The sequence below is a fragment of the Maribrevibacterium harenarium genome, from assembly GCF_006385675.1.
GTDB lineage: Bacteria > Pseudomonadota > Gammaproteobacteria > Pseudomonadales > Marinomonadaceae > Marinomonas > Marinomonas harenarium.
This window is the reverse complement of sequence record NZ_VFRR01000006.1, coordinates 40,268-57,719: the sequence shown is the minus strand read 5'-3', so window position 1 is coordinate 57,719 and position 17,452 is coordinate 40,268. Positions and strand designations below refer to the sequence as shown.

Annotated in this window: 16 protein-coding genes; 12 read left to right on the top strand and 4 right to left on the bottom strand. The window is 48.2% G+C overall.

Annotated elements, in window-relative coordinates:
* The first annotated feature begins 4 nt into the window (after positions 1–4).
* Genes FJM67_RS05010 through FJM67_RS04985 form a run of 6 tightly spaced genes read left to right on the top strand, consistent with a single transcriptional unit; the run spans position 5 to position 6,906 of the window.
* The gene (locus FJM67_RS05010) at positions 5–1,240 is read left to right on the top strand and encodes an HlyD family secretion protein (RefSeq protein WP_181161432.1); all 1,236 of its coding nucleotides are present in this window, start codon (positions 5–7) and stop codon (positions 1,238–1,240) included.
* 3 nt (positions 1,241–1,243) lie between these two features.
* Positions 1,244–1,663, top strand: a complete 420-nt coding sequence (locus FJM67_RS05005) for a hypothetical protein (protein WP_140587578.1) — start codon at positions 1,244–1,246, stop codon at positions 1,661–1,663.
* Positions 1,664–1,673: 10 nt separating this feature from the next.
* The gene (locus FJM67_RS05000; protein WP_140587577.1) at positions 1,674–2,132 is read left to right on the top strand and encodes a hypothetical protein; all 459 of its coding nucleotides are present in this window, start codon (positions 1,674–1,676) and stop codon (positions 2,130–2,132) included.
* Between the two features lie 39 nt (positions 2,133–2,171).
* The gene (locus FJM67_RS04995; protein ID WP_140587576.1) at positions 2,172–4,025 is read left to right on the top strand and encodes an EAL domain-containing protein; all 1,854 of its coding nucleotides are present in this window, start codon (positions 2,172–2,174) and stop codon (positions 4,023–4,025) included.
* Positions 4,018–4,911, top strand: a complete 894-nt coding sequence (locus FJM67_RS04990) for a hypothetical protein (RefSeq protein WP_140587575.1) — start codon at positions 4,018–4,020, stop codon at positions 4,909–4,911. Before FJM67_RS04995 ends, FJM67_RS04990 begins: the two co-directional genes overlap by 8 nt.
* A gap of 51 nt (positions 4,912–4,962) precedes the next feature.
* A complete protein-coding gene (locus FJM67_RS04985) occupies positions 4,963–6,906 on the top strand; it encodes an ATP-binding cassette domain-containing protein (protein ID WP_140587574.1) in 1,944 nt (647 codons plus the stop codon).
* Between the two features lie 73 nt (positions 6,907–6,979).
* On the opposite strand, the gene FJM67_RS04980 is transcribed toward FJM67_RS04985, so the two are convergent.
* Both FJM67_RS04980 and FJM67_RS04975 read right to left on the bottom strand, forming a co-directional pair.
* Positions 6,980–8,482: a hypothetical protein gene (locus tag FJM67_RS04980; RefSeq protein ID WP_140587573.1), complete on the bottom strand. Its 1,503-nt coding sequence runs from the start codon at positions 8,480–8,482 to the stop codon at positions 6,980–6,982.
* Positions 8,483–8,683: 201 nt separating this feature from the next.
* On the bottom strand, positions 8,684–9,286 hold the full coding sequence (locus tag FJM67_RS04975; RefSeq protein ID WP_140587572.1) for a transposase: 603 nt from the start codon (positions 9,284–9,286) through the stop codon (positions 8,684–8,686).
* A 315-nt stretch (positions 9,287–9,601) separates the two neighbouring features.
* Here FJM67_RS04975 and FJM67_RS04970 point away from each other — a divergent pair, with 315 nt between their 5' ends.
* Positions 9,602–9,934 carry a nucleotidyltransferase domain-containing protein gene (locus FJM67_RS04970; protein ID WP_219845892.1) on the top strand — a complete coding sequence of 111 codons (333 nt, stop codon included), beginning with the start codon at positions 9,602–9,604 and terminating at the stop codon, positions 9,932–9,934.
* Positions 9,931–10,422: a hypothetical protein gene (locus FJM67_RS04965; RefSeq protein WP_219845890.1), complete on the top strand. Its 492-nt coding sequence runs from the start codon at positions 9,931–9,933 to the stop codon at positions 10,420–10,422. The genes FJM67_RS04970 and FJM67_RS04965 overlap by 4 nt, the downstream gene beginning before the upstream one ends.
* 111 nt (positions 10,423–10,533) lie before the next feature.
* Here FJM67_RS04965 and FJM67_RS04960 read toward each other — a convergent pair whose 3' ends face one another.
* Both FJM67_RS04960 and FJM67_RS04955 read right to left on the bottom strand, forming a co-directional pair.
* A complete protein-coding gene (locus FJM67_RS04960; RefSeq protein ID WP_140587571.1) occupies positions 10,534–10,956 on the bottom strand; it encodes a type II toxin-antitoxin system HicB family antitoxin in 423 nt (140 codons plus the stop codon).
* 372 nt (positions 10,957–11,328) lie between these two features.
* Positions 11,329–13,143, bottom strand: coding sequence for an MBL fold metallo-hydrolase (locus FJM67_RS04955; RefSeq protein ID WP_235889987.1), 1,815 nt, complete (start codon positions 13,141–13,143; stop codon positions 11,329–11,331).
* Between the two features lie 459 nt (positions 13,144–13,602).
* Between FJM67_RS04955 and FJM67_RS04950 the strand changes: the two genes are divergently transcribed.
* The 4 genes from FJM67_RS04950 to rfbB are packed head-to-tail and all read left to right on the top strand — an operon-like array spanning position 13,603 to position 17,451.
* Positions 13,603–13,956 carry a MarR family EPS-associated transcriptional regulator gene (locus FJM67_RS04950; RefSeq protein WP_140587570.1) on the top strand — a complete coding sequence of 118 codons (354 nt, stop codon included), beginning with the start codon at positions 13,603–13,605 and terminating at the stop codon, positions 13,954–13,956.
* Positions 13,957–13,963: 7 nt separating this feature from the next.
* Positions 13,964–15,082: a non-hydrolyzing UDP-N-acetylglucosamine 2-epimerase gene (wecB, locus tag FJM67_RS04945; protein ID WP_140587569.1), complete on the top strand. Its 1,119-nt coding sequence runs from the start codon at positions 13,964–13,966 to the stop codon at positions 15,080–15,082.
* 33 nt (positions 15,083–15,115) lie between these two features.
* Positions 15,116–16,381, top strand: coding sequence for a UDP-N-acetyl-D-mannosamine dehydrogenase (gene wecC, locus FJM67_RS04940; RefSeq protein WP_140587568.1), 1,266 nt, complete (start codon positions 15,116–15,118; stop codon positions 16,379–16,381).
* Positions 16,381–17,451 carry a dTDP-glucose 4,6-dehydratase gene (rfbB, locus tag FJM67_RS04935; RefSeq protein WP_140587567.1) on the top strand — a complete coding sequence of 357 codons (1,071 nt, stop codon included), beginning with the start codon at positions 16,381–16,383 and terminating at the stop codon, positions 17,449–17,451. Before wecC ends, rfbB begins: the two co-directional genes overlap by 1 nt.
* Position 17,452 lies beyond the last annotated feature (1 nt).

The window sequence follows — 17,452 nt, the reverse complement described above, 5'->3', positions numbered from 1 at the left end:
AGCGATGAGTACCAAGAGCGGCTTGATTGCGCTTGGTGTGCTGCTGTTTCTGTACCTGATCTTTGTGCAGCGTATCGAAGTCGTGGCACCGGGGCAGGGACTAACCGGCATTCGGGAAAGTAACGTTGCCCTCAAGAGCCCATCTAACGGCTATGTGGTACAAATGTTCGCCTCTGTCGGAGCCGACGTCAAACAAGGGGACCCGCTACTGGAGTTTCGCAATTTGCAGGACGAGTACCAACTGCAAGAAGTTTCGGAGAGTTTGGAGCTAGATCGGGCACTCTTGTATGGCTACCGAGAAGAAAAGTGCTTTCTTACCAGCGCGACCTTTAACGACGGCAACAACGCCAGCGACAAACAGTATCACCAACAAGAGTGTGCTAACCAAGGCACGCCCGTAGGCAGCGGCGGCCAATACATCCTGAACTTTTACCAAGACTATTTGCAGGAAAAAGGCTACATCCTGCAATTAGAGCGGGAACAAAAACGCCGCCAAGAAGAGCTACTCAACAAAAAAGAAGTACTCAGCAAAAAACGCGGTATCCTAATCCGTGGTGGTGGCGAAACCCTACGCCTGTATGATCTGGATACCGAGTTGACTGACCTCAATAGCGAAATTATTTCCTTTGAAATCAGTAAAATAGACACCCAGAAAAAGCTAAACGATAAGTTTATGACGTTCCAACTGCGACGTTCGGAACGGATGCTGACATTGGATGAAAAAATTCGTGAACTCAGTAGTGACATCGTCCAGAAGAAATACCAAAAAGAACTGTTAGAAGAGAAGAAAAAGAACGCTATTATGCGATCGCCGGTGGATGGTAGTGTGTTGGAGCTTACCGAAGGCATCTCTATCGGTACCTTTGTACAGGAAGGCACACCGATTTATACCCTTAAAAAACAAGGGGCGTCCCAAGAGGTGGTGGCGAAATTCGACTCCCGCTATCGCTACTTTTTGCAGCTTGATCGGCAGGTCAAAATCATGACCAACTCCACGGGCTTTAGTAAAGTCTTTACGGGCACGATCCAAGATATCAGCTCGGACTCATTACCCTACGAGCCAGGACAAGAAAACAGTAAACGCTACTACCGTGTGACCATAACCCCCAACCAGCAATTCCTAGATTTGCAATTGAACTTGGGTATCGATGTGAATGTGATGGTCGTAGAAAATGAAATCACCGCTTTTCAATATATGCTAAGCGTGATCCCTGATGTCTTTAATTTTAAAGTCTGGTAACACATGATTGGATTCGTATCAGCCATATCCGCTTCCCTAGCGATCATTATTTTGGTGGTTATATCTTCATTGATTGGCTATGTTCAGTCTATTATGCCAGCTAAGGGTTTAATTAAAGTCGATGAACTAAAGTACCGCTATGTGATGGAAGGTAAATTTATCGAAGATAAACTTATCGAAGAAGTGGTGGTGCAAATTGAAAATGCCGGTCTTGCTAGTCGAGTGGTTTCCTATCAGACTGGCTGTAACTATGGATTTAATACTGTCGAGCGGGAAATGCTGGAAGTCTCTACCTATAACTATTTAGTGTTGAATCAATATTTCCAAGATTCCATGAAAATCGAAAAAACCAACAACTATGTAGCAATTGAAGTCATCAACACTTGCTACATCGATATTAACCTACGCCCACTGATTAACTAGAGGTAACACTATGGATGACGATACGTTAGCCCCCTTTGTGGATGCCTTGGCCTCCGCTTTGATTATGATGGTACTGGTGTCTATTTTCTTTTTGGTGCAGACCGCGACTTCTATAACAGCAGCAGCGAAGCTAACCACCATTAGTGATAAAGAGGTTGATGAGCAGAAGCCCCTGTTTACCCCGATTATTTACCGGGATGTAGTGGAATATCAGCTTGATAATAATCGCTTTCGCTATATCGTTAACTTTAAACTGGATGACGTACACAAAGATATTATTAAAGATCGATTGAAAGATGCAAAAGAAATCAAAGTGACGATAAACAGTAACGATAGTCAAAAGAAAAGTGTGGTGAACATTATCGCCTTTATTAACGCCATGAAACTCGGTGAAAAAGTAAAGGTGAACAGTGAAATATTACCCTCTGAATCAGTGCTCTCTAGTCTGAGTTGGACGGTTGTAAAATAAAATTAAATAGCAGTAAATTAGAAACAAAGGGAACCTAAAATGTATATCATCGGTTTGCTATTTTATATTGGTATTCCAATATTTGCATACTACCTAGAATCAGCGTGGGAATTTATTGTTACCTCGTTCAACCTATCCCCAGAAATTACAGTGTTGATCGGTATCGCTTATATTTACCCCTTGTCAGTGTTCTTAATGTCCGTGGTGTTTAAAAGCAAGGGCTTTGCCAATATTACCTATTTCCGTTCCCAGGTAACCTTATCTTCCACCTTGTCGGTATCTTTCGGTCTGATCGGTACCTTTATCGGTCTATCACAAATGATCGCCGGTATCGCCGCCGGTATGGGGGCGGATGGGGACTTCACCAGCAAAATGGCGTCCTTGCTAGGGGCCATCAGTACCGCCTTGGATTCCATGTCCCTCGCCTTCTTGACCTCGATTTTGGGGGTAGGGGCATCGGTCGCCATCTTATTCTCCTCTAACTACTTAGCCTCTTTCTTCCGGGAAAATGACCAGCTGAAGCAGAACGAAGGCCAAACCGGTGGCGCTGGGGTAACCGGCTTTAGCCCCACGGAAGAACAAGCAGCGGGCTTTGACAGTATCAAAGAGCACCTAGACAAAACCTACGAGCTCACCGCCGATAAAGAAAAAGTTTGGTCGGACTTATACCTATTGCTAGAAAACAGCACCGGTAACGAATTGGTGCAGGGCATTAATAACACCCTGAATGCCAACACGGGTGCCATGTCGGCGGTGAAAGAAGAAATCAACAGCCTACGTGCCGCCCAAGAAAAACAAGCCAAAGCCCAAGAACAACAAACCGCTGCCACCCAAGCTAGCTTGCAAACCATGTCTGACCAAGTGGCGGACAGTATGCAAAGCATGTCCGAGCAAGTGGCTCAGAGCCTACAAACCATGGCCAACCATGTGGCGGATAGCATGGATAGCAACAACCAATCCATGTCAGAAATGCGTCACGCCATTATGCTGATGGCGGAAACCAACCAGCAAGGTCATGAAGCCCTACGTACTACCATTAATGAAACCACCAGTCAGCTCACCGCCATTGCCCGCATCTTGCACGACCTACGTATCCAAATGGCAATTCCATTAGAAGAGTCGTTAAGCAACGCCCTGCGGGATAACGCCCTAGACTTGGTTTACCAAGTGAAGAAAAACCTAGAGGGCGAAGTGGCCGGTGCGGAAGCCTATGTGCGTTGGAATGAGCCAGTGCGCGGCTTAGTGCCTAACTCAGTGCTGTTCGATATTGCCGAAAAACACGACATGCTAGTTCCCCTAGACCGTTGGGTGATGAAAACCACCTTTGCCCAAGTAAGCGCATGGCACAAACAAGGCAAATGGCAAGATGACCAAGTGATGTCCATCAACATTAGCCATAAGAGCCTAGTTGATCCCGGCTTCCTCAACCATGTGGAAGTTCTACTGGAAGACCACGAGCTGAAACCGGAGTACTTCGCCTTCGAAGTCACCGAAAACACCATCATGAACTATCCCGAAGAGTCCCGGGACAAAATCCGTCAGATCGCAAGACTTGGAATTCGCGTGTACATCGACGATTTTGGCACCGGCTACTCTTCTTTGATGAACCTGAAAAACTTCAAGATCAACCAGCTTAAAATCGATAAAGAAATCGTACAGGATGTGTTGGAATACTCTGATCAAAGCGAATCCATCATTCGCTCGATCATGAATATTGCCCGCGAACTGAAAATCCAAGTGTCCGCCGAGGGCATTGAAACTCAAGAGCAAATGGACTTGTTATCTAGTGTCGGTTGTACCCTGTTCCAAGGTTACTTCCTAGGCCGCCCAGAAAGTGCAGAACAATTCCAAACGCTATATTTCCAAACTGATAGCGAAGACCTAGATGCATAGACTGATACACAAACTTGAGCGTCGGGTAGGCCTGTTCTGGGCTTACCTATTGCTGTTTATGATTACCTGGATGTTGATGGCGGTGGTGTGGTCCTTTTTGGAAGTGAACAGCACCGTCAAACAGTACCGCAAGCAGACCCAGGGTTGGCAACAACACTGGCAAGATGGACTGGTGCAAGAGCTACAAGGCTACCAACAGTCCCCTTGGCATATTGACGCCATGGAAAGCTGGTTTAAACAACAGGCGTCCCCATTACTGGTGGGCATTGGGCGCATTGGTGGTGCAGGTAAACCCCTATTGAGCGTCACCACCCACGATAGCTACCCCAATTTAAATGTCTTTACGTCCAGTCGTGGCGGGCAACAACGCACCGTCACTGAAATTTACCCCCATACCGGCATGGGAACGCTATTTTTTGGTGCTGATTTCAACCAGCTCAAAACCCAACCGATGCAAACCGCCAATGGCGCTTTATCGGATCACCGCTATAGCATCCTATATACCGAAGAGCGCTATTTCTTATTGGTCACGGCACCCATGGGGGGCATATACCAACGGCTTTACCTCTATAACTTAGATGACCTGTTTAGCCAATTTATACAGTCCACCTTTGCCCAGCGGGCCCAGTATATCCTGCGGGAAAGTCGCTTTGCCGAGCAAGTGCTACTCGACAAGCTGACCCATAATCTCTCGTTAACGGAACACAGCTTCGATTTTAGCGGCATGGATATTCCAGTGCGTTATCAGGTACGTGTTCCCGTGCTGATTAAACACCTGGATTGGATAGGAGTATTCTGGCGAGCCACCATGACCAGCCTGATGCTCTACCTATTTTTATTTTTCTATAACCGCATGGAAGTGCGTAAACTACGCCCCCAAGGGTAAGATACAGCCAATACACACCAGCGGGACGTTGCGCCAAGGGTTCAAACACAGATGAAAGACAAACTCACGTACTATATCCAGCAGTCAGGTAGCGAGTTTGATTGGCACAGCTACCAATACATTAAAGAGCACGCCATCGACAAACTGTTGTCGGAGGTGAACCCGCTCTTTAATGACCCGCTATTTAGCGTGAGCCTGCACCGGGGACAGCTAGCCGACCTACGCCACGTGCCCGATATTTTCTTGATCAAAACGGACGAGTGGCACTTTGTACGCCGGGCCGATGACAATTACCTACTAGACGACAAAACCCCGGTTAAAGCGGCGGAACTGGCCCAGCATGAAGTGATTTACCTAGAAGAAGTGCCCAAGAAACTCGCCTCCCGCGACTTTATGCTGGTGCTGCTCAGCTTCTTCCCAAGGGTGAATGCGCTGTTATTGTTGGCGGCCCCCTTTGCCTTGATCCCAGCCTTTTATGCCAACCTGTTCAACACCCGCATGATCTACAACGACTCCGCTTACACTCTGGTCTTTTTGACCGTGTGTTTCAGCGTGCTATGGAGTGGCGAGTTTTTCCTAAAAAAATGGGTCAAATTCCAACATATTCGCCAAGTTGACCAAAAAGCCATCAAAATAGAAAAATACCTCTTTGCTCTGATGCCCTTTAGCCGCTTGCCGGATAACCTGATCAAAATGCGCCAAATAGAAAGCAACCGCCGGGGCATTTGGGATAACGGCGCTAGCCTGATTGCAGACATCGCCATCTTCTTTATCGCCTACTTGGCACTGGCTGCCGTATTGGGACTAGCCTCGGTTTACTTGCTGGTGTTTTACCTAGTGATGGGGGTGATCTTGGTGTGGGCCCGCTACCGCAATTACAAAGCCTACCTGGAGCACGAAGCGGCACAGCAAGAAATGCTTACCGAGCGCTTATCCATCTGTGGCAATGGCCAACAACTGCGCTTCTATGACTTTGAATCCTCCTTCTCTCAATTCGAAGGGGCCAGCAAAGCCATCTTCCTAGCGGATAAGAAAATCTCCCATGTGAACTTCAACTGGGATGAATTAGTGCGCTACAGCTCCTTCTTAGCGAGCTTTAGCCTCTTTATCGTGATGTTTTACCAAGCCAAAATCGACGTAGCGATCTTTTCCGTATTAATCGCCTTACTGGTACTAAACGGGCGCATCTCCGCCGCCGTTACCGCCATCGTGAGCAAGGGCTTCCAACTGCTAATTGCCCGTTACCATCTGCAACAGTCGGTAGAACCTTTCTTAGACAGCATTACCGGCAACTGCTATACCCGTGGCGTGAGCTTGGACGAAATCGATGCCATCGAACTGAAAAACACCAACATTCTGGTGGGGGAAACGCCACTGCTACAAAACGTCAACCTGACTCTACGAAAAGGGGAAACCTACGGCATCACCGGAGGCATTGGCGCGGGTAAATCCACCTTGGTCAAAACACTCGTTTCCCTAAACGACGCCTACCAAGGCAGCATTCTCTTTAACCGCCTGTATGAAGCTAACAACCTGGACCGCCACGTCTTTGCCGACTGCGTGGGGTACCTTGACATGAACTCCCAGTTTATCCGTGGCAGCCTATTCCACAACTTCTACATCCGTGGGGTACGGGACAAAGACACCATCATCCGCCTCGTGCGCTCCGTCTTCCCCAACATCAACCTAGACTACGAATTTCTCTACAAAACCGACATACACCACATCCCTATGTCATCCGGCCAGCGCCGCAAACTGCAGCTCTACATGACCATCACCCCCAACAAATCCCTACTGGTACTCGACGAAGCCCTGACCAACCTATCCCTAGAAGAAATAATGGCGGTACGCAAATACATCGCCATGACCGCACCCAGAGCCATCCTACTCATCGTCACCCACGACCGCACCCTAATAAACATGATGCCCAACATCATCAAAGTTGACCAAGGCACCGTCACCCTCGCCAAAACCGCCACCGTCAAAATCTCATAACATCTTCGGTATTGGGGTCAGACCCCTCACCCCCCTCGGGGGGAGAGGGGTCTGACCCCATTAGTTTCGGTGGTTATTTACGCACTACCGCTAGCATTAGGGCGGCAAATAAACCGATAAACAATCCAGCCACTAAGCCAAGGCCAGCGAATTTCACTAGGGCTTTGACCTGTGCCATAAAGTTATTCACTACAACTGGCTCGCTGTTAAGCGCATACAAGCTAGAAGATTGTCCCAAGATACGATCAGCACGCAGTGCGGCGATGCGCTCGATGGATGCTTTAGTGGACTGAAGTTTTTCAGAAACGTAGCTAATTTCTTTACGTACGCGGGCTTCATCTATATCTGACGTAGTCTGGTTCTTAGCTTGATCAAACTGGGCTAAGTTGCGTTTTAAGCGGGAGATATCGGTAGAGATATTTTCTGCTTCCAAACGCAATTCAAGAGAGCGGTTCAATAACGCTTGCTTGAATTTGGCATCGGATAACTGATCACCAATAGACATCAAGCGAGTCAAAAACTCATCGCCGTATTGGGCGGTTATATTTTGACTCGCAGAAGAAGCCGCGCCAGGCATTTTTAAGTCCTGCTCGCCATTAATGTAGCGATTGTAAGCATCTTGCAACACCACCGCGCGGCGTTGGGTTTCGTCTAGCTGCTCTTCTTTGGAAAGGATTTCGTTGTTCAGGTAGAACTTGGCTTCGTTCAAATCCTTCGCCACTGGGCTAATAGAAAAAGCACGAGTTAATACATCTAGGTGGAATGCTTTGACATCACCTAAATCATTTTCCAAGGTGGAGACAGTAGCACCAGTCTCTGGGTCGACCTGCAACCGAGCAACATCATCTGCTGCTAGCGTTTTTAAAATGCCTTTCAACATGTCCAAATAGTCGGCTAGGTAGCGAGTGCTAATAAGATATTCATAACCCTCAACAAGACCGCTATCGAATTCATTTGGCTTGGCATTAGAGATATTTAATACGCCGTAGCTCTCTACCGCTTCGTTAGCCCAAGTCTGTGGAATCGCCCCGAGAATATCGACTTGAGTTGACGTAGAAATAGCAACGGAAGCAGGCAAAGATAAACTCAACTTAGCAAAGCGACGAGTCGAAGCATTCAACTCACGACTGTAGTTATCATTTAGCTCTGCAATTTCCGCCGGCGTAATATTTTTGGCAGATAGGGCATCTTTAAAACGTGCTTCAATAAACTCACGGTTGGTAGAGAAGGGCGCAATAGACACCGCCGAAGCAAAGTCCTGTTGCGTCAAACCGTACTGAGCCAAGTTCTTCTGCTCGAAAACCTTGTTCAACACATTGGTAGAGATAATATCGTTGATCGAAAACGGCTGCCCGTTCGGGTAGCGGCCATCTTGCACGCCGTTGAAGTTAAAACGCAACTCCACCGCCGCCTGATTCTCTAGCGGTTGAGCCATCCAACTTTTCAGGAATACCGCCCCACCGGCTAAAAAGCCCAACAGCGCAACCAACACCACCACCAAGCGCTTACGCCACAACTTGGCAAACAACTCCGCTAAATCGATCTCATCATCCCGCGTCTGAGGAAACTGCTCCATTACACATACCTTTTGTTAAAAGTGACTAAGTACAAAACTGCCCGTAATGCTAACAAAAATACCCGCAAAAAGTTACAAAAATAATGGGGTCGGCTACATGGGGTCAGACCCTCCTAAGTGAGGTAATCCCAAAAGGGGTCAGACCCCCATCACCACGATAAAGCGCCAAAACCAGCGGTAACCCAAGGGGGTCTGACCCCTTTACTCCAGCTCGCCTTTTCTCATGGCCAAGCGGATCGCGTTGAGATCATCATCGGGTAGGGCGTCGGCAAACAGGCGCTGATAGCGCTCGGTGCGGCTTGCGTGGTCTTTACCTAATGCTTCGTACAGTGGGTGAGGGGTGACAAAAGTCAGGGGCTTGATCCCGGTATTATGACGGTAGCTAGACCACCGATAGAGGGCTGGGTCCTGCACCATATGCGCCCGCACTGGGTTCAGCTCGATATAGCGCATCACCGTGAGAAAATGCCGATCAGACTTGATCAAGCTGCTGCGAAAACGCCCTTCCCAAAGGGTGCCGCTGCGCTCGTACTTCTTATTAATATAAGGCACATAATGGCGCCCGATATGCTGCATAAACTGGCTAAAACACGCTCCTTCGGCCGCTGATGCCAAAATATGCACATGATTCGTCATCAGCACAAAGGCGTGAATATCCACCTGATACTGGGCTGCGGACTCCTTCATCCAATAGCCATAGGCCTTATAATCCGCATCCTCAAAAAACACTGCCTGGCGACCCACGCCACGCTGCACCAAATGAACCGGTACACCCGGCAAAAACAAACGTTTTCTTCTTGGCATCCTTGCCTCCTTCCTTGTTGGGGGTCAGACCCTCCCTTGTTGGGGGGCAGACCCTCCGATAATGGGGTCTGACCCCTTGATATAATTGATAAATATTACACATTGCTGTTTATATGTACAGTTTTTATCCATGTCGGGGTCAGACCCCTTGACCCCGAGGGTCAGCAGACCCCATCAGTGGTGTTCTTTAAAGCGTTATGGGTTCATGTTATCTTGATGGTTGTTTAGCAATGCTCGGGGTCAGACCCCCGCCATCGAGATAAACCGCCAAAACCAGCGGTAACCCAAGGGGGTCTGACCCCTTGAGTGGACCCCTTGAGTGCAGATAATCACAGCGAGACAACCAAAGTGAGATTGACTGACAAACAACTGCAAGCGATTAAACAAGTTGTGGCCGCCGTAGTCGGCGAAGAGGCAACGATCACGCTATTTGGATCTCGTGTTGATGATAGCCAAAAAGGCGGAGATGTAGATTTGCTAATTAGCCTAAACTATGAAGTGGAGCGCCCTGCTTTAGTGTCAGCAAAAATAAGCGCACGCCTTGTTCGAGTGTTTCAAGGTCGTAAGGTAGATGTTCTGCTTTCTGCCCCAAACCTGCAAAGCCTACCCATACATCAGATAGCGAAAAGCAAAGGAGTTGCCTTGTGAAACGGAAGACCAACGCCATCGATAAACTAGAAAGATTGGCCTTTTTAAGGCGAGTGGTCGACAGGGAAATACATCATTTAAACTATTCAGCTGGTAAAATGTTCAGTCAGCCTTTCACTATTGAGTCGGCCGAGCAATTAAGTAGCAATGAAGAGTTAGCGGAGCAACTAGAGGCCTTTATTAGTCGGTTTTGTCGCCTGCAAGATACGGTCGGCGATAAGCTGCTGCCTGCTTGGTTGGACTTTTTGGAAGAGAAAACCAACGTAGCAATCGATAACTTGGATAAAGCCGAAAAAATTGGTGTATTACCCTCTGTGGATAGATGGCTGGAGTTGCGTCAACTCAGAAATCAGATGATCCACGAATATATCGAAGACCTGAATATACTCGTAGACGCTCTACAGACAGCGCATGACAATCTCGATTTCTTGATCAGCGTAGCTGAGGCGATAAATACAGATCTAGATAATAGAGGATTGCCAAGATAACACTCACCAAGGGTCAGACCCTCCCTTGCCCGGGGTCAGACCCCCGCCACCTCGGTAAGCCGCCAAAACCAGCGGTAACCCAAGGGGGTCTGACCCCCTGACCCTCTTAACCTAACTATTCTGCATAAAGCGATCCGCTGCTTTGGCTAAGAAGTCGGATCGATCTTTAAACTCATTATGAAATCCGACATAGGCATCCACTCGCGCCAGCAATGGCTCTGGAAGGGTAATGTTCACCCGTTTCTGTTTCCCTTTTAGCCCCTCGACGGGTACCTCTACTGCCAACCATCGTTCAAAACTAGGGTAATCCGCTTGATAATCGGCGAATCCACGATCCAAAGCCGAGATCATATGGCCATCAGCGATGACTTCCTCGGCCATCGTCAAAATCGCTTCCTTGGCGCGGTACAACAACTCAGCTTGACTGTCTGCCGCGGAAACACAGCCATAACCTAACTCTTCAAAAACGGGAACAACAATGCCCCAGGCACTGTTTTTATTCTCAGGTTTTTCGATACCAACCATAAACAACATAACCACCTCACGTAAGTACCGTCCGGGGTCAGACCCCCACCACCAGGGTAAACCGCCAAAACCTGCGATAAGCCAAGGGGGTCTGACCCCTAGCCCACTTGCCGTGGCGGACGAAAACACACCCGTTGGCAAGCAAAAGCTTGATCAGATCTTTTGAGTTCATAACGATATCCTTCTCGTTGAACAAATAAATTATACACACGCGTAAGTATATGTCGAGGTTGGCTACAGTTTATGCGTGGGGTCAGACCCCCGCCACCACGGTAAACCGCCGTTACCCGGGGTCAGACCCTCCTAGGTGATGTAATCAGCCATCACCAACTTATCTAGCTGGAGGGTCTGACCCCATGAGTGGAGGGTCTGACCCCTTGTTTACACCACCACCTCTGTCCCCGGCAACTCCCGTTGCAACACCCCCTGCAACGCCCGCTTAGCCTCACCATCCCCATGTACCAGTTTCACCTGCACCGGCTTATACCGAATGCGCTTCACAAAGTTGACCAGATCTTTCTGCCCCGCATGGGCGGAGTACCCACCCATTTGCCACACTTTGGCGTTGATGGTGTACTTCTCCCCATCCAGCATCACATAGCCCCCAGGCCGATCGTGGTATTTGAGAATATCCCGCCCCGGCGTGCCCTGAGCCTGATACCCCACAAACACCACATCGTTGCGGGCATCCCCCAGTAGGGCCTTTAGGTAATTCACCATACGCCCACCGGCACACATGCCCGATGCGGCGATAACAATGGCCGGGCGCTTTTGCTTCGCCAAATACGCCACCGTCTGCAAGTGCAGCTCGTGGCTGTCGATGGTGGTCAACTGCTCGAAACTCAGCGGATGCCGCCCACCTTCCACCCGCCGCTTGGCTTCCTTATCCCAATAGGGCTTTAGCTCCCGATATACCTCGGTAAACTCGCTCGCCAACGGCGAATCAATAATAATATCCAACTCCGACCAATTCACCGCCCGCCCATAGGCCGTATGGCTGATATCCTTCTCCGCATTGGCATGAATAATCGCCTCGATCTCGTACAGTAACTCCTGAGTACGACCAATAGAAAACGCCGGCACCAGCACCACACCCCCATCCGCCAACGCCCGCTCCATACAGCCTTGTAAACGCTTGCGCCGGGAACGGCGATCCTCATGATTCTTGTCCCCGTAGGTACTCTCCAACACCAACTGATCCGCCCGATAGGGCGACCGCGGCGCAGACAACAAAGGCGCATACGGTGCCCCCAAATCCCCCGAAAACACCACATCCCATCTCTTGGGCGATTCTCTCAATCCATCGGCTACATCATTGTACGAGCCCAATCCCTTGGGCGACTCTCCCAATCCATCAGCCACATCATTGTACGAGCCCAATCCTTTGGGCGACTCTCCCAATCCATCAGCCACATCATTGTACGAGCCCAATCCCTTGGGCGATTCCCCCAATCCATCGGCCATAGAATGGCCTCGTACGAGCTCAATCCCTTGAGCGATAGATCCATCGGCCATAGAATGGCCTCGTACGAGCTCAATCCTTTGAGCGATAGATCCATCGGCCATAGAATGGCCTCGTACGAGCTCAATCCCTTGAGCGATAGATCCATCGGCCATAGAATGGCCTCCTACATCGTACGAGCCCAATCCCTTGGGCGATAAACCCAATCCTTTGGGCGATAAATCCCTTCTAACCCGACAAGTCACATAAGCCGACCCCAATATATGCCCCGCCGGGCTCAACCGAACTTGCAAACGATAGGGTGACTCAACCAACCCCACCTCAACCCACTCATAATATTCCACCGGCACCAACTGCTCCGCCAGCCGCGCCAAGCAGGCATCAATAATCCCTTGATTGCGCGTCACCCCTACCTTTAGGGCATCCTCGATCACCAACGGCAACAACCTAGCACTCGGCACACTACAAATAATCGGCCCCGCAAACCCCGCCGCCAGCAAATAGGGCAGCCGCCCCACATGGTCGATATGCACATGGGTGATCACCAACGCCCGCACCGTCGCAATATCAAACTCCACCGCCAACTGCGCCGCACCCGCCCCAGAGCCAGACACCTCCGCCCCCTGGAACAACCCAATATCCACCAACACACTATTCCCAGCATCCACCACCAACTCATGGCAAGACCCAGTCACACCGTCTACCGCACCATGGTGCTTAACCTCAAACATCATCCTTCTCCTTCTTCCTCGCGCGGGGTCAGACCCCCGCCACACGCTCGGGGTCAGACCCTCCTAAATGAGGCAATCAGCCAAAACCAACCCAACTTGCAGGAGGGTCTGACCCCATTACCCCTTAGCAAAAATACCCAACCCTCCCCACTTTTCCTTGCCCCCAATCAAAACTCCCCCCATATCCACAAAAATCCCTTGCGCTTTATTTACACAACATTACCTCCTGTAATATCATTGTTCACCTCTTGAACACACAGCAAGTAGCAAACACAACCGCCAACTGGCAAGGAAGTACCCCGTGGCCCGCGTTTTTGACACAACCGTTACCCATCTGCCCACCACTCCGGCAGCATCTGCGCGCGTTCACCAAACTGTCACATTCGCCATTTACTCTTCTACGCTTTTTACACAGCCACACCAGCACAGCCAACCGCCAGCCCAATACTGCAAAGGCCAACTATGCTAACGGAAGAGTACCGCTACAAAATTTTAAAAGAACTAGAAGCCGACCCGCAGCTAAGCCAGCGGGAGCTAGCCAAGCGCCTTGGCATCAGCCTAGGCAAGGCCAACTACTGCCTAAAAGCCCTAATGGAAAAGGGCCTAGTCAAAGCCGAAAACTTCAAAAACAACCCACAAAAAAGCGGCTATTTATACCTCCTGACCCTACATGGCTTAGAAGAAAAGGCAGTACTAACAAAACGCTTTTTAAAGCGAAAAATAAAAGAACACGAAGAACTGACTGCCGAGATAGAAATGCTTAGGCGGGAAGTGCAGGATAACACTAAAGATACTGGAACTATTAGTTACCGATAAGGCAAGCATGAGAAAAGTACTCACTGTATTTGGCACACGCCCAGAAGCTATCAAAATGGCTCCGCTAGTTCACGCGCTAGCCGCTGACGAGCGTTTCGAGGCAAAAGTATGTGTAACAGCACAGCATAGGGAAATGTTAGATCAGGTTTTAGAACTATTTGAGATTACTCCTGATTATGATCTAAACCTAATGAAGGCTGGGCAAACATTGCCAGAAGTGACCAGTCGAATCCTTAGGGAGTTAACGCCTGTACTGAAGGAATTTAAACCAGACGTAGTTTTGGTGCATGGAGATACTGCTACGACATTTGCAGCGAGCTTAGCCGCTTACTACGAGCAAATTGCAGTAGGTCACGTAGAAGCAGGTTTGCGAACCGGAAACATCTACTCACCTTGGCCAGAAGAAGCTAATCGTAAGCTTACAGGAGCACTAACTAAGTATCACTTTGCTCCCACCGAAACGTCCAAACAAAACCTCCTCAAAGAAAACTACTCTGAAGACAGCATATTCGTTACTGGCAATACCGTAATAGATGCGTTGCTAATGGTGAAGTCCAAGATAGACGCTAATCCAAGCCTAAAGGCAGAACTAGCAAGTCTATTCCCATTTTTAGATGAGTCTAAAAAGCTCATACTAGTTACGGGGCATCGCCGTGAGAGTTTCGGTGGTGGTTTTGAGCGTATATGTGAAGCGCTTGCTCAGACTGCAAAGCATCATCCAGATGTTCAGATATTGTATCCAATGCATCTTAACCCAAATGTGCGTGAGCCAGTAAATCGTATATTGGGTGATATAGATAACATTATTTTAATTGAGCCACAGACCTACCTGCCGTTTATCTATTTAATGGATAGAGCTTATGTCATTTTGACTGACTCAGGTGGTATTCAAGAGGAAGCGCCTTCACTCGGCAAACCGGTGTTAGTTATGCGCGATACTACGGAACGGCCCGAGGCAGTTTCGGCTGGTACGGTTAAATTAGTTGGAACAAATATTCAAGCTATAGTTTCCCAATTAGATACGTTACTCACTGATAACGCAGCATATACAGAAATGAGCTTTGCACATAACCCTTATGGTGACGGGCAAGCGTGTAAGCGTATTTTGGATTCTTTAGAGCTTTAAACTATTAAAATTTAATTAGGGTTATATTCAATAATGTCATTTGAAACTATTTCAGTTATTGGTCTAGGTTACATAGGCTTACCAACAGCAGCAATGTTTGCTTCACGTAAAAAGAACGTTATAGGTGTCGATGTCAACCAAAAAGCAGTTGATACTATTAATCGAGGTGAAATTCATATTATTGAGCCAGATTTAGATATGATGGTTCATGCAGCTGTAACGGAAGGCTATTTAAAGGCAACGACCAAACCTGAGTCAGCTGATGCATTCTTGATTGCTGTACCGACACCATTTTTACCTAACGAGGAAGGTAATATCCCAGAGCCCGATCTTTCTTATATAGAAGCAGCAAGCAGAGCGATCGCGCCAGTACTTAAAAAAGGCGATTTAGTTATTTTAGAATCGACTTCTCCTGTTGGCGCAACCGAGAAAATGGCCGAATGGCTATCTGCTGCACGCCCTGATTTAACTTTCCCGCAATCAGCAGGAGAAAATGCAGATATCAATATCGCCCACTGTCCAGAACGTGTTTTGCCAGGTCATGTGGTACGTGAATTGGTAGAGAATGATCGCGTAATAGGTGGTATGACGGCAAAATGCTCTGCTCGCGCTGTTGAATTATATAAAACCTTTGTTCAAGGTGAATGCGTTATTACCAATGCTCGCACTGCAGAAATGGCAAAGCTAACGGAAAACTCATGCCGTGACGTGCAAATTGCCTTTGCTAATGAGCTTTCTATTATTTGTGACAAGCTTGATATTGATGTGTGGGAATTGATTTCACTCGCGAACCGTCATCCACGAATCAACATTTTACAGCCAGGGCCTGGCGTAGGTGGTCATTGTATCGCGGTTGATCCTTGGTTTATTGTTAGCAAAACCCCAGATGAAGCCAAACTTATTCATACCGCCCGCAAGGTAAACGATGCCAAGCCAGACTGGGTGATTAATAAGGTTAAGATTACGATTGCAGACTTTCTACAAGCGAATCCAGATAAAACAGCTAAGGATGTAACGATAGCTTGCTACGGCCTAGCGTTTAAACCAGATATTGATGATTTGCGGGAAAGCCCTGCTATGGCCATTGCACAGCAACTTATTGCGCTGCATAACGGTAATGTGCTGCTTGTTGAACCGAATATCACACAATTACCAGCAAAACTGGCTGGGCAAATGTTGTTCAGTGCTGAACAAGCTTTTTCGGAGGCTGATATTCATGTCTTGCTGGTAGACCATAAAATGTTCAAGTCCATCAAGCCTACCGCTGGACTAGTAGTTGATAGTAGAGGGATCTGGTAATGAAATTGTTAGTAACAGGAGGTGCTGGCTTTATTGGTTCGGCGGTTGTACGGCACATTATAAAAAATACCGCTGACTCGGTAGTGAATGTCGATAAACTTACCTATGCTGGTAACTTAAATTCGGTTGCCGATGTTGCGCAAGATAGCCGCTATGTGTTTGAAAAAGCAGATATTTGTAATGCTGAAGCAATGACAGAGTTATTTGCTAAACACCAGCCAGATGCGGTTATGCATTTAGCGGCTGAAAGCCACGTAGACCGATCAATCGATGGTCCTGCGGCCTTTATTGAGACCAATGTCATTGGCACTTACACACTACTGGAAACTGCGCGAAATTACTGGAAAGGTTTACCCGAAGCACATAAGCAGGCATTTCGCTTTCACCATATCTCTACTGACGAAGTGTATGGCGATCTTCACGGCACTGATGATTTGTTTACTGAAACTACGCCTTATGCCCCCAGCAGCCCCTATTCGGCTAGTAAAGCTAGTTCAGACCATTTAGTGCGTGCCTGGCAGCGCACCTACGGTTTGCCGGTTATCGTCACTAACTGCTCTAATAATTATGGCCCTTACCATTTCCCTGAAAAATTAATACCGCTGATGATCTTAAATGCTCTGGCAGGTAAGCCGCTTCCAGTATACGGCAAAGGCAACCAGATTCGCGATTGGCTGTATGTAGAAGATCACGCCCGCGCCTTATATAAGGTAGTAACCAAAGGTGTGGTCGGCGAAACCTACAATATTGGCGGTCATAATGAAAAACAAAATATTGATGTGGTAAAAACCCTCTGCGCCATCTTGGAAGAGCTTGCGCCTATTTCTCACTCAACTCTGAATATCTCAAACTACGAGAGCTTAATCACTTACGTACAGGATCGGCCGGGTCACGACCTGCGCTACGCCATTGATGCCAGTAAAATAGAGCGTGAATTAGGTTGGAAACCAGAAGAAACCTTTGAAACAGGTTTACGCAAAACGGTGCAGTGGTTTTTAAACAATAAAGATTGGTGGCAAGCCGTGCTGGATGGCAGCTACAAATTGGAACGTTTAGGGCAGGGAGCTTAAA

Coding starts and splice junctions, on each gene's coding strand:
- FJM67_RS05010 (WP_181161432.1), top strand. CDS start 5: ATGAGTACCAAGAGCGGCTTGATTGCGCTTGGTGTGCTGCTGTTTCTG.
- FJM67_RS04960 (WP_140587571.1), bottom strand. CDS start 10,956: ATGTTGTTTATGGTTGGTATCGAAAAACCTGAGAATAAAAACAGTGCC.
- FJM67_RS04980 (WP_140587573.1), bottom strand. CDS start 8,482: ATGGAGCAGTTTCCTCAGACGCGGGATGATGAGATCGATTTAGCGGAG.
- FJM67_RS04985 (WP_140587574.1), top strand. CDS start 4,963: ATGAAAGACAAACTCACGTACTATATCCAGCAGTCAGGTAGCGAGTTT.
- FJM67_RS04995 (WP_140587576.1), top strand. CDS start 2,172: ATGTATATCATCGGTTTGCTATTTTATATTGGTATTCCAATATTTGCA.
- rfbB (WP_140587567.1), top strand. CDS start 16,381: ATGAAATTGTTAGTAACAGGAGGTGCTGGCTTTATTGGTTCGGCGGTT.
- FJM67_RS05005 (WP_140587578.1), top strand. CDS start 1,244: ATGATTGGATTCGTATCAGCCATATCCGCTTCCCTAGCGATCATTATT.
- FJM67_RS05000 (WP_140587577.1), top strand. CDS start 1,674: ATGGATGACGATACGTTAGCCCCCTTTGTGGATGCCTTGGCCTCCGCT.
- wecB (WP_140587569.1), top strand. CDS start 13,964: ATGAGAAAAGTACTCACTGTATTTGGCACACGCCCAGAAGCTATCAAA.
- FJM67_RS04975 (WP_140587572.1), bottom strand. CDS start 9,286: ATGCCAAGAAGAAAACGTTTGTTTTTGCCGGGTGTACCGGTTCATTTG.
- wecC (WP_140587568.1), top strand. CDS start 15,116: ATGTCATTTGAAACTATTTCAGTTATTGGTCTAGGTTACATAGGCTTA.
- FJM67_RS04950 (WP_140587570.1), top strand. CDS start 13,603: ATGCTAACGGAAGAGTACCGCTACAAAATTTTAAAAGAACTAGAAGCC.
- FJM67_RS04990 (WP_140587575.1), top strand. CDS start 4,018: ATGCATAGACTGATACACAAACTTGAGCGTCGGGTAGGCCTGTTCTGG.
- FJM67_RS04955 (WP_235889987.1), bottom strand. CDS start 13,143: ATGATGTTTGAGGTTAAGCACCATGGTGCGGTAGACGGTGTGACTGGG.